Source organism: Halomonas sp. ALS9, assembly GCF_001651035.1.
Classification (GTDB): Bacteria; Pseudomonadota; Gammaproteobacteria; order Pseudomonadales; family Halomonadaceae; genus Vreelandella.
On the sequence record NZ_LXRG01000163.1, the window covers coordinates 24,365 to 44,426 of the forward strand.

A 20,062-nucleotide genomic window follows, 5' to 3' on the forward strand; every position below is an offset into this window, starting at 1 on the left:
GAATAAAGGACATCGTCATGAATAATTCTTTACCTACATCGGCTAAGCCAGTAGGGCCAGCAGGTACTGCATCAAGTCGTGTGTTTGATCATTTACGCAAGGATTTGGTGGGTGGGCGTTTTGTTGCCGGTGAAAAGCTCGCGATCAATGCGCTTAAAGATCGCTACCAAGTCGGTTTGAGCCCGCTACGAGAAGCGCTCAATAAATTGGCGGCTTATGGGTTGCTGGTGCAGGAGAATCAGCGCGGTTTTCGGGTGCCGAAGCTTTCCCGGGATGAGCTGGACGATATTGCTCAAATGCGCTTGGAAATGGAGGGAATGGCGCTAGAACGAGCCATTGCTAACGGTGATTCGCTTTGGGAGGCTGATTTACTGGCCGCCGCGCACCGTTTGAAGCGGGCCGATATCACCCTGGATAAAGGCGAGGAGTGGGAGCATCTGCATACCCAGTTTCACCGTACTTTGGTGGCGCCGTGTGGATCCGTCTGGTTGTTACGCTTTATTGAGCAGTTGCACGATCAGTTTGACCGCTACCGGCGTCTGGGGCCAAAAATGCCAACGATTCGCCAGGAGCTGGATGAGCAGCATCATCAACTCGTGGAGCTGGCGCTGCAGCGCGATGCAAAAACAGCGCGTGAATTGATGGACGACCATATCCACAAATCTTATGAAGTTGCCCTAAAGCGCTATCAAGAGCACGTGTAGTGGGTCATGAACAGTTGTTAAACTGCCGCGCACAGAGTGTCGGTCATCGCCGACCAAATAAGTAAAGAGGGTGCTATGCACGCAGATAACCAACACGCAGATAACCAAGTAGTTGCGCAAACGCTAAACTGGGTGCGTACCTTCATTGTGGCACATGATATTTGCCCGTTCGCTCAGCGGGAGCTAGCGCGTGAAACCATTCGCGTTGAGGTGGTGCGCTCCAAGAAAATTGAAGTGGCGCTTGAGGAGTTGATGGTCGAAGTCCAGTGGCTGGATGAGCATCCGGAAACAGAAACGACGCTGCTGGTCTTCCCAACGCTGTTCAAAAGCTTTGATCACTACCTGGATTTTGTTGAGCTGGCCGAAAGCATCCTTGTCGATCAGGGGTATGAAGGGGTCTATCAAATCGCCACTTTTCATCCCGATTACTGTTTCGAGGATGCTGAGCCTGATGATGCCGCTAACTATACCAACCGCTCTCCCTACGCCATGGTGCATTTGCTGCGCGAAGAGAGCGTCGAAAAGGCGATTGAGTTTTACGGTGATACTGACGCTATCCCCGAGCGCAATATCGCTAAGTTAACGGCGATGGGTAGCGCAGCCGCTGAGCAGCAGCTGCAACAATGTTTTGATATAAATGACTAGCGTTTGAGGTTCATGGCTAACGTTTGAGGTTAATGCCTAAGATTTGAAATTAACGGCAAGGTTTGTGAATCACTAACTGATGTTTACCTTTGCTTTTCGCCTCATACAGGGCGCCATCGGCAAGTTGTAGCACCGTATCAATATGCAGGCCGTGGTGCGGCCACCAGGCGGCGCCCAAACTACAGCCCACATGGGCGCGTTTGTTTTCGGGCAATAAAATCGGTTGGGCGATAGCGGTAAGTAAACGCCTACTAACCTCATGAGTCAGCATTTCCAGGTGCTCCGGCTTGGTTTTTAGCACCATGACGAATTCATCGCCACCCAGGCGCGCCCCCACATCGCCACTGCGCAGGGCATTTTTCAGGCGCTGAGTAATCTCAATGAGCAGCAGATCTCCTGCATGGTGGCCCAGTTCATCGTTGACCTGTTTGAAACCATCCAGGTCGATGTACATCACCACCATGCTTTGCTGGTTTCTTTCAGCTTCTGGGATGGCGAGCTGCAGATATTGATTCAGAAACGCACGGTTAGGCAGGCCCGTTAGTGGGTCGGTATTGGCTAAATCTTCCAAGCGGTGGATCGTCTGCCGTTGATCCAGCAAGCGGCTAACCATATTGCGCATAGAGGTCGACAGGCGTTTCATTTCAGGAGAACCGTTTTCCAGAGGAATACAATCCGCATGTTCGCCATCCTGTATTCTATCGGCGGCACTGGCTAAGCGAGAGAGAGGGGCTACCATGCGAGAGGCAATCATCCAGCCCGCCATTGCAAATAACAGTGCCAAGAGTATACCTATGCCCATAATCGCTGTCTGCAGCTCTTCCACAGGGGCAAAGGCGGTAGATACCGGTTTACGGCTAACGGCAACCCAGCCTAGGCCAGAGAAGTCTTCAAAGCCGCTGCTGCGCGCATAGCCGGTGACAAACTGTTCGCCATTGGGCCAGGTTTCAATCGCCCATTGCGGTGATGTTGTGGTGGGGCCTGGTATGCGTTTTAGGCTGTTTAGCGTTTGACCTATAAGTGCCTCTGGGCCCAGCAGTACGGTACCGTTAGCTGAAAGCAATAGCATCTCGGCATCTTGCCGCTGCTGAGTGGGAGCGAACATGGAGTGCTGAATATATTCGGCCCACTGCCAACTCAAATGTACCGCCAGAACGCCCTGGAGTTCTTCATTGCGGTCATACACCGGGGTGGCAATATCGACAAATTTAAGCGCTTCACCGCTGGGGTTGGGCAGTAGCTGTGCGAGTAACACTGCCTCATGAACATCACCTATCCAGAGTGTCTCGCGCCCTTCAATAAATACGGGCCTTTGCGCGATTGAAACGCCTTCTAAAATCCCCCCCGTCGCTGCTTGAACCGTACCTGCTGGGTCGGTAAAGCCAATCCACGAAACGACGTTGTGGTTGTCTTGCAGACGCTCTAGATGCTCCCGTAAAGCGCTAGTATTGGTGTCACTAGTGAGCGCCTGCATGGCTAATAGGAGTTTTACCTCTTTGATGCGTGCATCCATGTTGCGATCCAGCTTATCTATCATTTGATAGGCTGCTTCGGCGGTCGCATTACCAATATTATCTTCCATTTGCTGCGCCGATTCCCGCGATGCCACCCAGCCCAGTAGCAGCGTTGTGGCAAACACCAATGTGGCAATCAGGGCAATAAATCGCGAGCGCAGCGAGAAGCGTGAAAATAACCAAGCTTGAACAGACATAATTTGCCATCACAGAGAAAGAATTTATTTAATTTCATTATTATGTAGAGAAAACGTACCCTATTCTGTCAATATTTGCATTTTACTGTCTGTAATTTTTATTAATGTTAGCGTTGGCTCGATGGTAAAGGGCCAGCCGAGCTGGCCCCAAAGTGCGGTCTAAAACGCCTCTCTAAAACGCTTCCCAATCGGGTGTGGCGCTAGGCAATTGTTTAGATTGATAAGAGCGATGAGTAGAAGCAGTCCGCTGTGAGCTAGTGACGGCGGGGCTTGCTGTGCCACTGTTAGTGGCGTGCTTGAGTTTGAAGGTGGTAACTAACTCCGCCAAACGGGTGGCTTCATCCTGAAGTGACGCTGATGCCGTACTGGTTTCTTCAACCAACGACACATTTTCCTGAGTGGCGGAATCCATCTGAGAAACTGCTGTACTCACTTGGCTAATGCCCATCTCCTGCTCTTTTGCGGCGAGAGCGAGCTCTTGCATCATCTCGGTCACTTTACGAATTGCTTCGTTGATCTCCGCCATATCATGGCCATTTTTCGCTGCTTGCTCCGCACCCACCACAATACGCTGCGAGATATCTTCAATCATGGTGCGTATTTCTTTCGAAGAAGTGGAGGTCTTTGTGGCTAATGAGCGGACTTCACTGGCCACCACCGCAAAGCCTCTACCATGCTCGCCTGCTCGAGCCGCTTCCACCGACGCATTCAACGCCAGGATATTGGTTTGAAAGGCGATCGAGTCAATCACCTGGACAATATCGTGGACTTTGTGTGAGGTCTCTTCCAGCTCGCGCATCAGTAGGCTAGTGCGCTCTGAGGCCTGTTTACCGGTATTCGCCTGTTGCGCTGCGTCTTGGGTTAGTTGCTGTGCTTGACCGGCGGTGTCGGCGTTCTGCCGCACAATCGATGAAATTTCATCCATACTTGCGGCGGTTTGTTGCAATGCCGCGGCTTGTTGCTCGGTACGTGAGGCGAGGTCTTGGCTGCCGCTCGCGATTTGTTTGGAACTAGAGGCGACGGCTTCGCTACTTTGATTGAGTGTGCCAATCATCTCCTCCAGGCGCTCTTGCATATCTTCCATGGCACTATAAAGGCGACCGATCTCATTACGTCCCCTGCCTTCAATGTGGCTAGTCAAATCACCTTTAGCCACATTCTCACATATCCTAACCGCACGCTGGAGTGGATTAATAACGAGCCGGTTAATCATTATTTGCACCACAATATAGAGGACAATGGCGGCTAAAATGAGTACGCCCACCGTAATGCCAAAAATGACACTGTCACGTTGGGCCTCTGAATGAACTTGGTTGCCTCTGCTTAGTGCGTAATTATTAAAATTATTGATCGCAGTGCTGAAGCTTGAAAATTTCTGATTGATGGGATCCCGATATTTATCAAGTGCCTCATAGCGGGCATTGGCTAAATCCTCTCTTAGTGTGTCAGTGATAACAAGGTTGTAGCTATCAACAATCGCATCAATCAGTGGGCGTCGCTCTGAGTCACTCGCTAGCTCAAGGCTTGTGAGTTCAGCAATGCGTTGATCGGATTTTTCCAAGCTCTGTCGTGCTTCGTCTAGCGACCGCTCTGCATTGTTTTCGTTACCCGTGCGATAGTGCTGGGACATACGCTCGAGTCTTACTCGAACCTCCATTAGATTCGTTTCTGCTCGGTTGGCAGCACTTGCTTGCTGAGCGCTTATTTCATTAATTTCTGATAGCAGCTGTGCGGCCTCGCGTTCTTCCATTACACCCATACTACCCAGTACTATGATCATCGCTAAAAGCACGATCAGTGCACCGGCAATCACTTTTTTAACGGATATGTTTTGCATCGATATGCCTCCAAATGCTCCCAGCACCTGTATTGATGCTTAAGGGAGCTTTAAAAGGTACCAATTGCTTGTTAAGTTGGCGGGTTAATTAAGCTATTTTTAATGTATTATATTCATAGATTCTTAATCACGATAAAGTTGTATAGTTAAATGTTTGCTTGCTATTTTAAGGGGGGCAGTTGTATTTAAAATAAAAGTCTTTAGGCCTTTTTCGATGATTAAAAGAGGGGGGCATTTCTATAGAGAAAGAAGGTGGGGGAAAAAGGGGGTAAGAAACAAAGGCCGAATTAGGGGCGTAAACTCCTAACTCAAGCCAGTGCTTTCAATCGTTACTTTAAACGTAACGATTAAAGTGTCTTATGCATCACATAAGTGTCGACAAACCCAAGGCGCGCATGCCGGTAGGCATTAGGAATGGTACCCACAATGCTAAAGCCAAGTTTTTGCCATAAGGCGACAGCGACGTCATTGGTGGCAACCACGGCGTTGTACTGCATGGCTAGAAACCCCAGTTCCCGCGCCTGTTGTTGGGAATGTTCACACATGGCATGCGCTACGCCTTTGCCCCGAGCGGCGGGGGTGACCATATAGCCACAGTTGCATACATGGTCACCGGGGCCTGCCGCGTTGGCTTTTAAGTAGTAGGCACCCAGCACTTGGCCATTTTCATCTTTGGCGACCACACTGACAGCCGGCATTTTACACCATAGCTGACGGGCAGCTTCAAAGCTGATATCGGGATCAAACGCATAGGTTTCTTGCGCAGCAACAATGGCTTGGAACGTTGGCCAGAAAACAACAAAGTCGTCATCCGTCATCGGAGAGAAAGCGAGTGTGGTCATTAGTATCCTCTAGGGCGAAGCGTTTACCGAGCGACCTCAGCCACGATCTCGTAGCTACGCAGGCGGTCAGCGTGGTTATAAAAGTCGCTATTAATCATCAGCTCATCGGCGCCAGTACGCGCTTGGAACTCTTCAAGCTCCGCCTTCACCGTCTCCGGCCCACCGATAATTGCCGCGCCTAAAAACTGGCTGACCTGGGCTTGCTCAACCGGCGACCAGTCTAGTTGCTCAACCGGTGGCTGTGATTGAGTCGGCTTACCGCGGATTAGATTTAAAAACTTCTGCTGCGCGGTGGTGGCCAAATAGTGAGCCATCGCGTCGCTCTCTGCGGCCATCACGGGAAGGCCGACCATGGCGTGGGGCTTATCCAGGTGTTCCGAAGGGCGGAAGTTGTCGCGGTATAAACGAAGGGCTTCGAATAAATAACCCGGCGCAAACTGAGCAGCAAACGCAAAGGGCAGGCCAAGCTTGGCCGCCAGCTGTGCGCTGTAGCCGCTGGAACCCAGTAACCAGATAGGCACATGGGTGCCCTGGCCAGGCACCGCTTTCACACGCTGTTGAGGCTCTGCATCGGCTAAATAGCTGCGTAGCTCATTCAGCAACTGTGGAAAGTCGTCAACGCCTGCATGAGCGTTGCGGCGCATGGCCTGCATGGTGGCGCCATCCGAGCCCGGCGCACGGCCTAAACCTAGGTCAATACGGCCAGGGTAGAGCGTTTCCAGGGTGCCGAACTGCTCGGCAATCACCAGAGGTGGATGGTTAGGCAGCATAATACCACCGCTGCCCACGCGGATCGTCGACGTTTGTCCCGCAATATGGCCAATCAACACTGCGGTGGCGGCGCTGGCGATACCGGCAATATTGTGGTGCTCGGCAAGCCAGTAACGGGTAAAGCCCAGTCGCTCGGTTAATTGTGCAAGGGCAACGCTATCGCGGAAGGTCTCAGCGGCACTGCCGCCCTGGCGAATAGGTGCCAGATCGAGGACGGAAAGTGCCGTGGAAGCGAGTTGGCTCATGGGTCACCTGCAAATAAATTCGTGGGCGCGTAGAGTGTGGAATTACTTAGCGCGCTTGGTAATTACACGTTATGCGGCCAGTGCAGGTGAATTGCAAGGGGCTTGTAAGACTGCGTTCCCCTCATTCAAGCGGCGGGGTGGGGCGAATAAGAATTTCATTCACGTCCACATGGGCTGGCTGGGAAAGCGCATAAACCACTGCATTGGCAATGTCGCGATCCTCTAAGGCATGGGTCGGTGACTCATCAAAAAAGGGCGTGTCGACCATTCCCGGTTCGATCAATGTTACGCGCATGCCAGTACCGCGCAGCTCTTCGCGTAGGTTATAGCCGATTCCTGTGACCGCCCATTTGGTGGCGCTATACATAGAGCCTGGAATGGTCGTGCGGCCTGCCGCTGAGCCGGTTAATAACACATGGCCTTTGCTACGTTTAAGGGCAGGCAAGCAGGCCTGGATAGTGAGGCCCACGCCATATATGTTGGTCAGGATCATCTCACGCCATGTGTCGTGGTCGGCCTCACTAAAGCCACCGGGTGAGCCGCCACGGCCAGCGTTGGCAAAGACACCATCCAGGCGGCCAAAGGTTTCCAGCGCCTGTTCCACCATGGCCTGCTGCTGATCCATGTTGGTCACATCTAGCTCACAGGTCAGCACGTTTTCCGGCCCCAGCTCTTGAGCCAGTGCAGCTAGCTTGTCACTAGAACGTGCAGCGAGTACCAGCTTATAGCCTTCACGAGCGGCTGCTCGGGCGGTGGCTGCGCCAATGCCGCTAGATGCGCCGGTAATTAATAGCACGCGGTTTTGCATGGGTTGCGCTCCTTGCTTGGTTAGTCAAGTAAGCTTTTAGCATGGCTAAGGTGGCAGCATCCTGCAAATATAGGCTTAACCAGCTTGGTGCTGTTCTGCTGTTAGCACTGTTCTGCTATTGGTGCTGCGATGCTAATTGACCGTAAACGAAGCGCCCAACTGTTTTACGTTTTAGCATCTTTACGTTTTAGCATTGCGGAAAGATCAAGAATAGCTTGGGCCATATCTGCCATGCTTTTGCTTTGATCCATCGATGTTTTACGCAGAAAGCGGTAAGCCTCCTCTTCGCTCATCTCCTGATGAGCCATGATCAGGCCCTTGGCGCGCTCAATGAGTTTGCGTTCACGTAGCGCTTTGCGAGTATTTTCGAGCTCATCACTAAGCCCCTGTAAACGGCTGGCCTGAGCCTGGGTGAGTTCAATCAGCGAGCGACCTAATGGCGAGGTGAGGGCGTTGGCGGTCAGGTCACCTAACGGCTGCCCATCATTAAGCGCCAGCAGCTGTTCGCAAGGCGCAGGAGCATAAGTGCAAGGCTGCGTTTTAGTTTTCTCTAAAGCGTCTTGCGCTTGGGCGATTTTGCGGTGGCAAAGCACGCTCAGCTGTGAGATCAGCGCATCTTCGACCATTTTCATTGAGTCGATACGCAGGGTGGTCAGTTCGTACCAGGTTTCACCCAGAGTATCCGGTGCCTCTTTGGGCGATGATTGCGATGCCGACGAGCGTTGGCAGGCGATATCGCGCAACTGGCAAATGCCCGACAGCGTGCGCGGTGAAAGCTCTTTTTGCCATGCCTGCTGTGCTTCGGGGGTCGCAAACTCGACAAAGGTGTCAAAGCAGCGCTGTTGATCTGTCATAAGCTGGTTTAGCAAGGCACGGTGGGACTCGTCGAAGTGGCCATGAGTAAAGCCAAAGGCGCCACAGGCGCGCTCTTGGCCAGCCAGCTCTTTGCCCTGCATTAAGTGGAAGATGGCGACCAGGGTGCGGGTAATATCAGGATCGATAGAGGTGTCAGCGGCCTCAAACACAATGGCGAGCAGACCACTGGTTAACTGGTTAAACGCCTGAGTTGCCGCATCTGGCGTGATGGCAAAGGTATCGATGGCCTGGCGAAGCGTGCCAAGTTCGTCTAGCGCATACCAAACGGCGGCAATCCGGCGTAGTAAGCGCGCGGCGGCCTGGGGGCGGGCTTCCTCGCTGAGCGCTTCCAGCCGTTGGCGCATTAATGTTTCGGCCTGCTGGCTGTGCTCACGGTAGGTGTCGCGACGGTTTTTGAAGCGTTGACCCTGGGAGACTAGGTAAATCGTCGAGGCGCCTCGTTCACGCTGGAGCATATGAATAAAGCGACTAATGTCGCCGACAATATCGGCGGTGGTGGCAAGGTGGGTAAGGTTGTCGATATCGCAACGGATGGCGGTTAGAAGCAGTTGCTGCGCTGAGGACATAGAGATTTCCTTGAGTGACTCGCCGCCTAAAAATGAGCACTCCCGCTCTGCTGCTTTTAGCAGGAGGGGAGTGCTTTGAGTGTACTGGAAAGCGCTTAACGTAACGACAGAGCGCCTGCGCCTACGTCATCACCCACCGCGTCGCGGTAGGCTTTGGCCTCTTCTGCTTCGGTGGCATCGCTAAAGCGCACCAGCAACACACAAGAGGCCAGAACCAGTACGGTGAGGCCTAGATAGAACAGGCCTTGTTGGTAGGTCAGGCTTTCGCTGCGGAATAGAAAAGCAGCGCCCACTGCGCCTACATTACCGCCAGCGCCCACAATGCCCGCAACGGCTCCCAAGGCTTTTTTATTGATAAACGGTACAACACCGTAGGTAGCGCCCTCTGCCATCTGCACAAACAGGCTGAACACCAGCATAATGCCTATTGCGAGGCTGAGTACGTGCATCTGCGAGAACGCCACCAAGGCAATACCTTCGCAAACCAAGGCTATAAACAACCAGCGAACGCGGCCTTTTAACCCCCCATTTTTGGCGAAGAGATCCGAGAAAACGCCGCCTAGGGTGCGCGCAAAAATATTCATTAACCCGAATAAACCAGCGATCAAACCCGCGGTAGCCAGGGTGAGATCAAACTTATCGAAGAAGTAGATGGCGGCAATATTGTTGATCGTCAACTCCACGCCAAAGCAGAGGCCGTAGACGACGAACAGTGCCCACACACGGATATCCTTGGCGGCGGTTAGAAAGCTTTGCGCTGCGCCGTTCTCACCCGTGGCTTCAGGCAGTTCGCCACGTGCACGCAGTTCGCTGAAATTACCGTTGGGTGCATCCTGGGTGAAAAACCAGTAACCAATACCAGTAAAGAACATCACGACGCCCGGTACCATCATCGCCAAGCGCCAGCCAAAGGCTTCGTTAACGCCCAGCATCAGCATGCCAGAGAAGATCAGCGGCATCAGAATTTGTGTGGTGCCACCCCCTAAGTTGCCCCAACCTGCGCTGGTAGCGTTGGCGGTACCCACCACGTTGGGGGCAAACATCATCGAGGTGTGGTACTGGGTAATGACAAAGGAGGCGCCAATCGCCCCTATGGCTAAGCGTGCCAATAGAAAGGTTTCAAAACTGTCGGCTAAGCCAATGCCCATCACCGGGATAGCGCCTAGTAACAGTAGTCCTGTATAGGTTTTACGCGGGCCAATGCGGTCGCACAGTACGCCAATGGCAAGGCGCACAATAACGGTAATCGCCACCGAAGCAATAATCGTATTGCCGATTTGAGTTTGTGTCAGCGAAAGATCTTCACGAACAATCGCCATGAGGGGGGCGATGCCGAACCAGCCAAAGAAACAGATATGAAACGCGAACCATGAGAAGTGGAAAGCGCGCATTTGCGGGGTCGAGAAATTAAATAACCGAATGCGGTTGGCTTTGTTGCGTATGTCCATGGGATGGCCTCACGGGGCATAAAACGAGTTGATCGCTACGCAACGCAAAACGAGTTAGCGCGTTACGCAAACAATTGACGAGAACATGCCTTCACCGTTGAAGGTCAGGTTCGACGCACTCGTACCCAGTTGGGCCTGGTCCACGCCTACCACCACTGGTAGGAGTTATGCAGGTAGTTTGCCAGTTGAATGTTTGTTGCTAAAAATCAGCATGTTAATTTATTTTTGCTGCGCGTGTGAGCGATGAGTGATCAAGGCTATGCTGCATGATTGGGCATGCAGTGCCGCATTTTGCGGCATCTTGGTGCTAGAAGAGTTCTGAAAGAAGAGCTTTAAACGTAGTGGGCGTCGCCTGCTATTCATGCAAATAGACGGCGTCTATATCAAGCGTAGAGTAGCTGCCGATGGCATCGAAATGCTCGCTTAGCCAGCGCTCGGCGGCTGCTTGGCCCTGTTCACATAGATGGCATAGAAAAGCCCACTCGGAATTGGATTTGCTGGACACTGAGAGCCCTTCCAGCGCCTGCTCACCGCTGATGCGGTGGAACAACGCTTGTTGGTAGCTGTTTTTAATACCTTGCTCATCAAGGGCGTGCTTAAGTAGTGCGATCATGCGGATCTCTTTAATCAGCGCTGAATTAAAGGTGATTTCGTTAAGACGGTTCATAATCGCCGACGCTGAGGTGGGGACTTCATTGCGGCTAATAGGGTTGATTTGTATCAGCAGAATATCTCGCGCGCTGCACTCTTCCATGAGGGGGAACAGCGCTGGATTTCCCATATAGCCGCCATCCCAATACGCTTCGCCGTCGATCTCCACCGCTTGGAACATAAAGGGTAAGCAGGCGGAGGCCATCACGGCGTCAACGCTCATCTCTTCGCGGCGGAATACGCGCTGTTTGCCCGTGCGTACATTAGTGGCCGCTACAAACAGCTTGAGCTGCTGGCATTTTCTCACCCGCTCGAAATCGATATGACTGGCGACGATATCGCGCAGCGGATTGATGTTGAGTGGGTTGAGTTGGTAGGGGGAGACCACACGGCTTAACAGATCCATGGCAATAAAGCCGGGCGAGTGATCGAGGCTCCAGTTGCCGGTTAATATATCCATGGGGGAGCGGCGGATGGGGCTGGCCATGCCCGCACGACTCACCGCTTGCCAAAAATCGTGGAGTGCTTGCCGAGCGGTTGCTTTATCACCTCGTGTCAGCGCATCGGCCATCACCACGCCGTTCATCGCTCCGGCGCTGGTACCGCTGATACCCTCAATTTCAATACGATCATCGGCCAGTAGGCGATCAATGACCCCCCAGGTATAGGCTCCATGAGCGCCGCCGCCTTGTAACGCGAGGTCTAGCTTTTTGACCTGTGCCATATGCTTTTTCCTATTGTCACTGGTGGGGAGAGTGATTGCAGTAGAAACAGCATGGCATAGGCAGCGAGAGAAGACGAAAGGCTATTTAGCGGGCAGCTCTACGATGGGCGCTTAAGGCGCCCCTGCTAACGGGGAGCGATGGCTGGTTGAGTAGGGCGCCTCAAACATGGCGTGTTCCATGAGGTTGTCCAACTGCAGAGCGAGCTGCTGGCTGGCTTCTTCCATGACGCCTAAAGCGGCCAGTTGGCCATTGCGGTCACCCAGGCGGGCAAACTTGAGTGCTTCAGCGCCGCTGTCGTGCATACGACGATGGGGCGCCGTCAGCGCTCGATAAGCATCGGTGCGTGCATAGCGTTGGTAACCTTCACCCTGCTGATGCCAGCGGCCTAAACGGCACTGGTGATGATCTTCTAGCGGGGTATCTGTATTGGCAGACAGTAACTGCTTATAAAGCCGGCATTTCCATACTGCATGATCAAGCTTGGCGGAGTGTAAAAATGCAGCGGTAGCGCTGTGATGGATGACTTTGTGCATATGCTGGGTTTGATCAGCGAGCTGATGCAATGCCAGTTTGGCTGTTTGCGCCGAGAGGGCAATCTCATCATCGACCAAACGCTTTTTTACCACGGCTTGTGAGTGCTCTCTTACCTGGCTATTCACTTGCTCCATCAGCAGGCTGAGTTGGTGGCTCAATTGATGCATCGTAAGTGCTAAGCGGTGAACGTCATCAGCAATGGCTGCCAGCCCCGGCGATGGCTGGGTGGCGGCGTCAGCGCTGCCCAGCAGGCCCTGGCTATGGGCCGTTTCGAGCGCTGTACTAACCGCTAACGCTTGGGCGTGGCCCGCACTGCGCGCAAGCGCGACCTGCAATTGGCTTAGGGCGTGTAAGGTTTTGGCCAGTACTAACGGGGGTAACGCTTCGGCATGCTCGGTGTCGCGGCAACGCTGATCAAGGCTATTGACCGCTTGTTCAGCGGCAGCAATTAAATTATTCGTCTCCGTCAGAGTGGCACGCTCGCCGGCAAGCTGGTCAGCGTACTCTTGAATACCGCTATTCAGAGAAGCCAGCATATCGGCTCCTCTCGCTTGCAGCATGCCGATAGAGTGTGCCGGTTTCACCAGGCTTAACAAGCGGCAGCTGGGAGAAGGGGTGGCAGCGACAAGCTGAGCGCGTAAGTCGGCGACTTCCTGTTCCAGGCGACGAATTTTTTGATACGGGTGCATAAAGGTGAACATGGCAGAGACACCTACGGCAGATAGCAACGCTTTGTGTTAATTTGTCACGAAGTATTGCAGAGGGTTCCCCGGTGCGCCTGATTTAGCTGCCGTAAATGATGAAAATGAGCTATTGAATGACTGCAAGGCTGAGGCTGTTAACGCTCACGCTTATTATAAAGCCCGTACAATTAGCGCTGGGCAAGCTGTGCCGCGACGCCCGTGCAGCCTAGAAACGCCGAAGTGGCAAGCCACTCTGCATCGGGATAATAAGCGAACACATACTGATCCTCTTTTAGACTATCAATCAGCGGGTAAGTCACATCTTCACGTACCGCCGGGCAGCCATGGCTGCGCCCGAGTCTTCCCGTTTGGGCGATAAACTCGTTGCTCACATAGTCAGCGCCGTGAATAACAATAGCGCGCTCGAACGCCAAGTCATTGACGTTGGGTTCCAGCCCTTCCAGGCGTAGCGAATAGCCGTTACGACCATAATAGCTGTTCATGGTACGAAACAGGCCAATACTGGATTGGTGACTGTCGGGTGTATTGGAAAACGTCTCGGCCTGGGCGTCACCGGAGCCTTGACCGTGGGAGACCAGCTCTTCGAAGAGTAGCTTATGCTGGCGCAAATCAAACACCCATAGGCGCGGCTCGGTAGACGGCAGTGAGTAATCGATCACCGCTAAACGCTCGGCATTAGGTTCGGCACAATTAAGGGCTTGAGCGGCTAAGCGTAGTGCGTCGGGTGATGCCTGGGGGGCGAGCTGCTGCAACTGGTGGTTTAAAGGCAAGACGCCGGAAGGTGGTGTTGAAGCAACCTGGGCAAAAAAGCTGGCGGCGTGCAGGGGTAATGTAAATAATGTTAAAGGCAGTGAAAACAGTAATGTGACAAGATGTAAGCGAAGCATCATAAAAATCGATCCTGCTAATAATATCAGTCATGATGAGTAGCCGACTAAGATAAAAGCTAATATAAAAGCGCTGGTCGGCGGTATGGAATATTTATGTCGGGAACTATAGTAACGCAAGGAGAGGGCGATGAACGAGATACAGCCACTAAGACGATGGGCGATAGGGGTCGCTCTAGTTTTAACGCTTACCCACAGCCCTATAGGCATTAGCAAATCATATGCAGATTCAGCGTCGTTGCAACAGGCGTTAGCCCAGCAGTTAAGCACGGTGGACGCGCACCGGCTACCCATTGCTGAGTTTTATCAACTGCGCGATGGCCAGCCCGCCTGGCAGAGTGCGGTGGCGGTTGAATCATTGGTCGCAGCGTTAAATAGCTTGGAAACCGACGGTCTGGCACCCGAAGATTACCGCGCTGACACGCTGCTCAATGAGTTTGAGCGCAGTCAAGCAGGCGGTGAAGCCACCCAGGCCTCCTTCGATATTAAAGCGACAGCATCGCTGCTGCTGGCGCTGGATCATTTAGAGCGCGGCAAGGTGAATCCGCGTGATGTCGAGTCCCAGTGGGATGTGCCGCGCCCTGAACGTGGCTACTCGCTGCTGCGGGTTGTGCATGCTATCGATGACCGTGCGCTTGAAAACGCCATGGCGTTGGCCCGGCCCTCATCCGCTGAATATCAGCAGTTGCGCGATGCTTTGAAGCAGCATTATCAGTTGGCTAACCTGGGCAGCGTACCCTATCTAGCGGCGCGGGATGAGTCGCTGCGGCCAGGCGACGAAGCCGACGATGTGAATGTGTTACGCCAACGTTTAGCGCTGTGGGGAGAGGCTGGTTTACAGGTGGCCGACAGCAGTGCTTATCCAATGATTGGCGTGCAGGCGGCATCTAATCGCCGCACCTATGATGCGCCGCTAGAAGCCGCTGTAAGACGTTTTCAACGCCGCCATCTACTGCAGGAAGATGGCGTGGTGGGCGAACAAACCCGCCTGGCGTTGAATACCCCGGTGGCGGCGCGAATCGACCAACTGCGGGTCAATTTAGAGCGCGCGCGGTGGATTCGTCCGATGCAGTCTGCCGAGCCTCGGGTATGGGTCGATATTGCGGGCTATCGGATGCACTACGTGCGCCCTAACGGCCAGCATTGGGATGCCCGAGTGGTGGTGGGGTCATCGCGCCGTGAAACGCCCATTATCCATTCCACGATCAGCCATTTAACCATTAACCCTTCCTGGACGATCCCGCCAACCATTATGCGCGAGGATGTGTTACCCCAGGTGCGTGCCGATATCGATTATTTGACGCGTAAAAACATTCAGGTGATTAGTCTGTCGGGTGAGCAATTGGTTGCTGAGGAGGTTGATTGGCAGCGCCCCGGTGGCGTTATGTTGCGCCAAGTGGCTGGCGCGGGTAACCCGCTAGGCCGTGTCGTGGTGCGGTTTCCCAACGATGACATGATCTATTTGCACGATACCCCCGCGCGGGGTTTATTCCAGCGTGAACAGCGCGCGCTCAGCTCGGGCTGTATTCGGGTTGAAGGCGTGGCTGAACTAGCACAAATGCTGTTGCAAGACACCGGCAGTCGTTACCAAATGAGTACGCTGTTAAATGGGGGAAGTGATCGCAATGTGAGCTTAACCCAGCGTATTCCTATTGCGCTGCACTATTTAACCGCATGGCCGAATGCCCAGGGTGAGGTGGAGTTTAGACCTGATATCTACCGCCGTGATGCAGCGCTACTAGCTGCATTGCAGCGCCCAGTGTAAGGTCGAGTATTTAAAGAATAATGCACACCAACGAAAAACACCGCCTAGTTGAAGGCGGTGTTTTTCGTATAAGCATTCGTTACTGGATAGCGAAGCGCTAGTCGTCGCTTTCCTGCTGATAGTTAGCCACGCTAACTGGCCCTGTTTCGCCGCTTTCCAGTGTGGCGAGTATCGGCGCGGCTTGGTTCTGAAACGCAATAAGCGTGTCGCCGCTCAAACTGGTGTTTTCGGGTAGCGGAACGGTCATCGCATTCACCGGTGAGTTGTTAACGATGACTTCATAGTGTAGATGAGGGCCGGTGCTGCGGCCTGTGTTGCCTGACAGTGCAATACGCTCGCCCATCGTTACACGTTCGCCTTGCGCTACCAGCGGCCGGGAGAGGTGCAGGTAGCGCGTCCGGTAGCCATTGTCGTGGCGGATGACGACATAACGACCAGCAGCGTGATGGTTGCTCACGCGCTCAACGACGCCATTGGCGGGAGCCGTTACCGGTGTGCCAATAGGCATGGCAAAATCGGTGCCATTATGGGGGCTGATGCGACCAGTGACCGGGTGCTTACGACGTGGATTGAAGCTGGAGCTTAACCGATAGTTGCCTTCAAACGGGTGACGGGCAAAGGCCGGATCCAGACTTCCTCCCTCAGGCGTATAGAAATTATCGTCGTTGGCATTGCGCACAACGGTTAAATCCATGCGCTCGCCGTCGTATTGCACCGCGAGAACGCGAGAATCAAGCGTTTCCCCGTCGATCATGTCTGATTCGACTAGCACCTGGAAGCGATCGCCGCGGCGGCTGTCACGCCTGAAATCGAGTTTCTTCTCAAGCAGCTTCGTCAATTCCGTTACCGAGCCGCTGTTCAAACCAGTCGCCTGAGCGGAGCGCGCAAAACTACCGCTGACGCTACCTGCATAGAGGCGCTGAACCGGTTCGCCCTGACGTTCTATGGTGGTGATGGCGAAGTGATCTGCATCCTTCTCCAACAATATGCCATCGCGGGTGTTTTTCATCATTCGCAGCGATAACAAGCGGCCATCTTCATCCAGCTGATAATCAAAACTGTGACCGGCGCGCCAATTAGTTAGCATGCGCTGATCGGGTAGATCTTCAAGCAGTGCCATCACTTCGCTGTAGCCCAGGCCTAATTCATTCTGCGCCAGCACGGCGAAGGTTTCGCCAGATTCGACAATGTGTGTTTGCCACTCAGGCACAAACGGCTCTTCAGCTGCCAGCTCTAAATCCAGAAACGAGATATCATCGAATAGCTCAATGCCGTAGTCCTCATAAGAGGTGGCGTCGGCTATTTCAACGGAGGAGGAGTCATCTACATCAAGCATGCCACTTGCTAGTGTGCCCAGCACAATGGCCATGTGCAGAGCGCCATCATCAATGCTGCTGTTGCCTAGCGCTAAAGTATTAAGCGTTGGCGCGTCACCAAGAGATGCAGCTTTCAATACCGTGACATCTCCACCTGGGGCGGGTTGGCTTGCCATACCAGCTTCCGCATTGGCAATGACGTCAAGGTCAACGATTTCGGTAGCTGTAAGCTCACTAAGGGGAATATTTTCACGAGTGGCGTCGAGGGCACGCGAGGCGCGGTCGATCGCTTCTGCCACCGGAGTGCGTTCTTGACGCAGGGAGGGAACGCCCGGAGTAGAATCACTTGGAAGCGGTACCAGCACGCTTTCAAGCGGTGTGTGCAGTTGATTTAAGTCTTGGTATGTCGTCAGTAATTTTTGTGTGCCCAGCACTGTGACCATTGTGGCCACGGGTAACAGTAATAATTTATGCGTGCGAGGCAGCGAATGGAGGATTCGCAACATGGGTAAATGGACCGCCGAGTTCGTGATTAAAAGTAACTATAAAGTGAATAAACCCAGGAACCATACCCCATGAAGGCAGGGGTGCATAGACTGTATGCCTATACATAAAATGTAATTAAACATAAAAATAGCAATAATAGATAAAGATTACTATTTATAAACACCGTTTGCTAACAAATGTAACCAGTAAAGCTTGCTAACTAAATATCCTGAGTTAACTATAGGCAAAAAATACGTTTTTTAAAAATTTAACTATGCCCAATGGTAAGTATTTGGCCGCTCGCTAGGCGTGGAGCGCTTTTTTGCCTGCCACTAGCGGCTATTATCTAGCATTTTACAAGCATGGGCGGAAGTGTCGGCTGTTTCCTGGCATTCTAGCCATGCTTTTCGAACACATGCTTTTTCGAACATTAAGCGCATTGTTTCGCTGTATTGCGTTGAGGAAATCGAAATGTCCCGGGTAACACTTTCACAATGGCAAATGTTGGCCGCCGTGGTTGACCACGGTGGCTTTGCGCGTGCGGCAGAAGCTGTACATAAAAGCCCTTCCACGCTGAATCATGCCGTGCATAAATTAGAAGAGCAGTTAGGCGTCCAAGTGTTGGAGCCTATTGGCCGACAAGTGCGGTTAACTGAAGCGGGCGAGCTGCTGCTTCGGCGTGCGCGTCAATTAATCGAGAGCGCGGCGTCGCTTGAGGATGTCGCCACCCGGTTAGCCGCTGGTTTAGAAGCGGAAGTAGTGGTAGCAATCGATCAGGTGTTTCCTGTTGCCGCTCAAGCCAAAGCGTTGGAGCGCTTTTCGGAAACGTACCCACAGGTGCGTGTTCAGTTACACGAGAGTGTGCTCAATGGCGGTATTGAGATGCTCTATGATGGCCGCGCAGATCTTGTGGTCTCTGGCATTGAGGCGCAGGGCTTTTTAGGTGAGCCGCTGGTAACGGTGCGTTTTGTTGCGGTGGCGCATCCCCAGCATGCGCTGCACCAATTGGGGCGCTCATTGGATCTGCGCGACTTGGCCCAACATCGGCAGTTAGTGGTACGTGATTCAGCACTGCGCCAATCAACCAACGCGGGTTGGCTGAAAGCGGAGCAGCGCTGGACCGTCAGCCACCTAAACACCTCGCTTGATATGCTAAGGCGTGGCCTGGGGTTTGCGTGGATGCCGGAAACACGTATTTCTGAAGAGTTAAAAAGTGGTCAATTAAAACCGCTACCTCTGCCAGCGGGCGGTATTCGCGAAGTGCCGATTCAGATAATTTTCCGCGACCGGGATCGGGCAGGGCCTGCGGCCCATGCGATGGCCGCTGCGCTGAAACAAGCCGTGGTAAGCGAGTGCGCGCTGCATGATTCGACTGACTCGAATGAAAGGCCGTAAAACATCCGCTTGAGCCTCCTTGAAGCGGGCGTATGCTGAAAAAAGTAATGCAATAGCTATAAGACCCAAAAAACTTTTCAGGAGACGCTTCATGGGACTACTTGTAAACGGCGAATGGCAAGACCAGTGGTATGACACCAAAAAGCACGGCGGCGAGTTTGTACGCGAATCTGCCCAGTTGCGCGATTGGGTGGGTGACCAGGCTGAGACCGACGGCGATTGTCACCCCGCTGAAAAAGAGCGCTATCACTTATATGTATCGCTCGCCTGCCCCTGGGCGCATCGCGCCTTGATTATGCGCAAGTTGAAAGGGCTGGAGCCGCTGATCGGTACATCTCATGTCAGCCCGTTGATGCTCGACCAAGGCTGGACGTACCGCCAGGACGAGGGCGCCAGTGGTGACCCCATTAACAACGTCGACTTTCACCATCAGCTCTACACCATGACCGACCCGCACTATACCGGCCGTGTTACTGTGCCCGTGCTATGGGATAAACAGCGTAGTGCCATTGTTAATAATGAGTCTGCGGATCTGCTGCGTATGTTTAATCGTGCGTTTGATGAGTTGACTGGTAACGACCTGGATTTTTACCCTCAAGACCTGCGTAGCATCATTGATGACGTTAACGCTGATGTCTACGACCACATCAATAATGGTGTCTATAAATCGGGCTTTGCCACCGAACAGGCGGTTTATGAAAAGCATGTGAAGGCATTGTTTGACGCCCTAGGGCGTATGGAAGCACGCTTGGCTGAACAGCGTTATTTGGCAGGCGAGTGGCTAACCGAGGCGGACATTCGTCTGTTTACAACGCTGATCCGGTTTGATGCAGTTTACTATGGTCACTTCAAATGCAATTTTAAGCGTATTGAGGACTACCCCAATCTTTCCAATTACGTGAGAGAAATCTACCAGTGGCCCGGGGTGGCTGAGACCGTCAATATGGATCACATCAAACGCCACTACTATTATAGCCACGACACGATTAACCCGACGCGTATCGTGCCTGCTGGCCCACTACTCGATTTTCAGCGGTCTCATGACCGGGAACGTTTGCCGGGCAAAGGGGTGCGGCGGAAATAGTAAACCCGACACAAGGCGGTTTTCATCAAAAAGGGCCACCCCATTGGGCGGCCCTTTTAACT

The 20,062-nt window shown here is 53.1% G+C and carries 16 protein-coding genes; 5 read left to right on the plus strand and 11 right to left on the minus strand.

Annotation, left to right across the window (positions count from 1 at the left end; genetic code table 11):
• The first annotated feature begins 17 nt into the window (after positions 1-17).
• Positions 18-704, plus strand: coding sequence for a GntR family transcriptional regulator (locus A6R74_RS10770; RefSeq protein WP_064234493.1), 687 nt, complete (start codon positions 18-20; stop codon positions 702-704).
• Between the two features lie 75 nt (positions 705-779).
• Positions 780-1,349 (plus strand): DUF1415 domain-containing protein, encoded by a 570-nt coding sequence (locus A6R74_RS10775; protein ID WP_064234494.1) that lies wholly within the window; start codon positions 780-782, stop codon positions 1,347-1,349.
• Positions 1,350-1,398: 49 nt separating this feature from the next.
• Here A6R74_RS10775 and A6R74_RS10780 read toward each other — a convergent pair whose 3' ends face one another.
• The 10 genes from A6R74_RS10780 to A6R74_RS10825 all read right to left on the minus strand — a co-directional run bounded on the left by A6R74_RS10780 (position 1,399) and on the right by A6R74_RS10825 (position 13,957).
• Positions 1,399-3,060: a sensor domain-containing diguanylate cyclase gene (locus A6R74_RS10780; protein ID WP_064234495.1), complete on the minus strand. Its 1,662-nt coding sequence runs from the start codon at positions 3,058-3,060 to the stop codon at positions 1,399-1,401.
• Positions 3,061-3,232: 172 nt separating this feature from the next.
• The gene (locus tag A6R74_RS10785) at positions 3,233-4,897 is read right to left on the minus strand and encodes a methyl-accepting chemotaxis protein (RefSeq protein ID WP_064234496.1); all 1,665 of its coding nucleotides are present in this window, start codon (positions 4,895-4,897) and stop codon (positions 3,233-3,235) included.
• 347 nt (positions 4,898-5,244) lie between these two features.
• A complete protein-coding gene (locus tag A6R74_RS10790; RefSeq protein ID WP_064234497.1) occupies positions 5,245-5,739 on the minus strand; it encodes a GNAT family N-acetyltransferase in 495 nt (164 codons plus the stop codon).
• Between the two features lie 23 nt (positions 5,740-5,762).
• Positions 5,763-6,755, minus strand: a complete 993-nt coding sequence (locus A6R74_RS10795) for an LLM class flavin-dependent oxidoreductase (protein WP_064234498.1) — start codon at positions 6,753-6,755, stop codon at positions 5,763-5,765.
• Positions 6,756-6,876: 121 nt separating this feature from the next.
• Complete coding sequence (locus A6R74_RS10800) at positions 6,877-7,563, minus strand: SDR family oxidoreductase (protein WP_064234499.1); 687 nt, start codon at positions 7,561-7,563, stop codon at positions 6,877-6,879.
• A 164-nt stretch (positions 7,564-7,727) separates the two neighbouring features.
• Positions 7,728-9,005 carry a nitrate regulatory protein gene (locus A6R74_RS10805; protein ID WP_064234500.1) on the minus strand — a complete coding sequence of 426 codons (1,278 nt, stop codon included), beginning with the start codon at positions 9,003-9,005 and terminating at the stop codon, positions 7,728-7,730.
• A gap of 95 nt (positions 9,006-9,100) precedes the next feature.
• Complete coding sequence (locus A6R74_RS10810; protein WP_064234501.1) at positions 9,101-10,453, minus strand: NarK family nitrate/nitrite MFS transporter; 1,353 nt, start codon at positions 10,451-10,453, stop codon at positions 9,101-9,103.
• A gap of 355 nt (positions 10,454-10,808) precedes the next feature.
• Positions 10,809-11,828 carry a patatin-like phospholipase family protein gene (locus A6R74_RS10815; protein WP_064234502.1) on the minus strand — a complete coding sequence of 340 codons (1,020 nt, stop codon included), beginning with the start codon at positions 11,826-11,828 and terminating at the stop codon, positions 10,809-10,811.
• A 111-nt stretch (positions 11,829-11,939) separates the two neighbouring features.
• Entirely contained in the window at positions 11,940-13,064 is a 1,125-nt protein-coding gene (locus A6R74_RS10820) for a CZB domain-containing protein (protein ID WP_064234503.1), read from the minus strand.
• 170 nt (positions 13,065-13,234) lie between these two features.
• On the minus strand, positions 13,235-13,957 hold the full coding sequence (locus tag A6R74_RS10825; RefSeq protein ID WP_064234504.1) for a murein L,D-transpeptidase catalytic domain family protein: 723 nt from the start codon (positions 13,955-13,957) through the stop codon (positions 13,235-13,237).
• A 127-nt stretch (positions 13,958-14,084) separates the two neighbouring features.
• Between A6R74_RS10825 and A6R74_RS10830 the strand changes: the two genes are divergently transcribed.
• Positions 14,085-15,719 carry a L,D-transpeptidase family protein gene (locus tag A6R74_RS10830; protein WP_064234505.1) on the plus strand — a complete coding sequence of 545 codons (1,635 nt, stop codon included), beginning with the start codon at positions 14,085-14,087 and terminating at the stop codon, positions 15,717-15,719.
• A 97-nt stretch (positions 15,720-15,816) separates the two neighbouring features.
• Here A6R74_RS10830 and A6R74_RS10835 read toward each other — a convergent pair whose 3' ends face one another.
• The gene (locus A6R74_RS10835; RefSeq protein WP_064234506.1) at positions 15,817-17,541 is read right to left on the minus strand and encodes a peptidoglycan DD-metalloendopeptidase family protein; all 1,725 of its coding nucleotides are present in this window, start codon (positions 17,539-17,541) and stop codon (positions 15,817-15,819) included.
• Positions 17,542-17,992: 451 nt separating this feature from the next.
• On the opposite strand from A6R74_RS10835, the gene A6R74_RS10840 reads away from it, so the two are divergent.
• Both A6R74_RS10840 and A6R74_RS10845 read left to right on the plus strand, forming a co-directional pair.
• A complete protein-coding gene (locus A6R74_RS10840) occupies positions 17,993-18,916 on the plus strand; it encodes a LysR family transcriptional regulator (protein WP_064234507.1) in 924 nt (307 codons plus the stop codon).
• Between the two features lie 91 nt (positions 18,917-19,007).
• Positions 19,008-20,000 carry a glutathione S-transferase family protein gene (locus A6R74_RS10845; RefSeq protein ID WP_064234508.1) on the plus strand — a complete coding sequence of 331 codons (993 nt, stop codon included), beginning with the start codon at positions 19,008-19,010 and terminating at the stop codon, positions 19,998-20,000.
• The last annotated feature ends 62 nt before the right edge of the window (positions 20,001-20,062 follow it).

Excerpts from the sequence above, each read along its gene's own strand:
- A6R74_RS10770 (WP_064234493.1), top strand. The coding sequence starts at position 18 with ATGAATAATTCTTTACCTACATCGGCTAAGCCAGTAGGGCCAGCAGGT.
- A6R74_RS10775 (WP_064234494.1), top strand. The coding sequence starts at position 780 with ATGCACGCAGATAACCAACACGCAGATAACCAAGTAGTTGCGCAAACG.
- A6R74_RS10780 (WP_064234495.1), bottom strand. The coding sequence starts at position 3,060 with ATGTCTGTTCAAGCTTGGTTATTTTCACGCTTCTCGCTGCGCTCGCGA.
- A6R74_RS10785 (WP_064234496.1), bottom strand. The coding sequence starts at position 4,897 with ATGCAAAACATATCCGTTAAAAAAGTGATTGCCGGTGCACTGATCGTG.
- A6R74_RS10790 (WP_064234497.1), bottom strand. The coding sequence starts at position 5,739 with ATGACCACACTCGCTTTCTCTCCGATGACGGATGACGACTTTGTTGTT.
- A6R74_RS10795 (WP_064234498.1), bottom strand. The coding sequence starts at position 6,755 with ATGAGCCAACTCGCTTCCACGGCACTTTCCGTCCTCGATCTGGCACCT.
- A6R74_RS10800 (WP_064234499.1), bottom strand. The coding sequence starts at position 7,563 with ATGCAAAACCGCGTGCTATTAATTACCGGCGCATCTAGCGGCATTGGC.
- A6R74_RS10805 (WP_064234500.1), bottom strand. The coding sequence starts at position 9,005 with ATGTCCTCAGCGCAGCAACTGCTTCTAACCGCCATCCGTTGCGATATC.
- A6R74_RS10810 (WP_064234501.1), bottom strand. The coding sequence starts at position 10,453 with ATGGACATACGCAACAAAGCCAACCGCATTCGGTTATTTAATTTCTCG.
- A6R74_RS10815 (WP_064234502.1), bottom strand. The coding sequence starts at position 11,828 with ATGGCACAGGTCAAAAAGCTAGACCTCGCGTTACAAGGCGGCGGCGCT.
- A6R74_RS10820 (WP_064234503.1), bottom strand. The coding sequence starts at position 13,064 with ATGTTCACCTTTATGCACCCGTATCAAAAAATTCGTCGCCTGGAACAG.
- A6R74_RS10825 (WP_064234504.1), bottom strand. The coding sequence starts at position 13,957 with ATGATGCTTCGCTTACATCTTGTCACATTACTGTTTTCACTGCCTTTA.
- A6R74_RS10830 (WP_064234505.1), top strand. The coding sequence starts at position 14,085 with ATGAACGAGATACAGCCACTAAGACGATGGGCGATAGGGGTCGCTCTA.
- A6R74_RS10835 (WP_064234506.1), bottom strand. The coding sequence starts at position 17,541 with ATGTTGCGAATCCTCCATTCGCTGCCTCGCACGCATAAATTATTACTG.
- A6R74_RS10840 (WP_064234507.1), top strand. The coding sequence starts at position 17,993 with ATGTCCCGGGTAACACTTTCACAATGGCAAATGTTGGCCGCCGTGGTT.
- A6R74_RS10845 (WP_064234508.1), top strand. The coding sequence starts at position 19,008 with ATGGGACTACTTGTAAACGGCGAATGGCAAGACCAGTGGTATGACACC.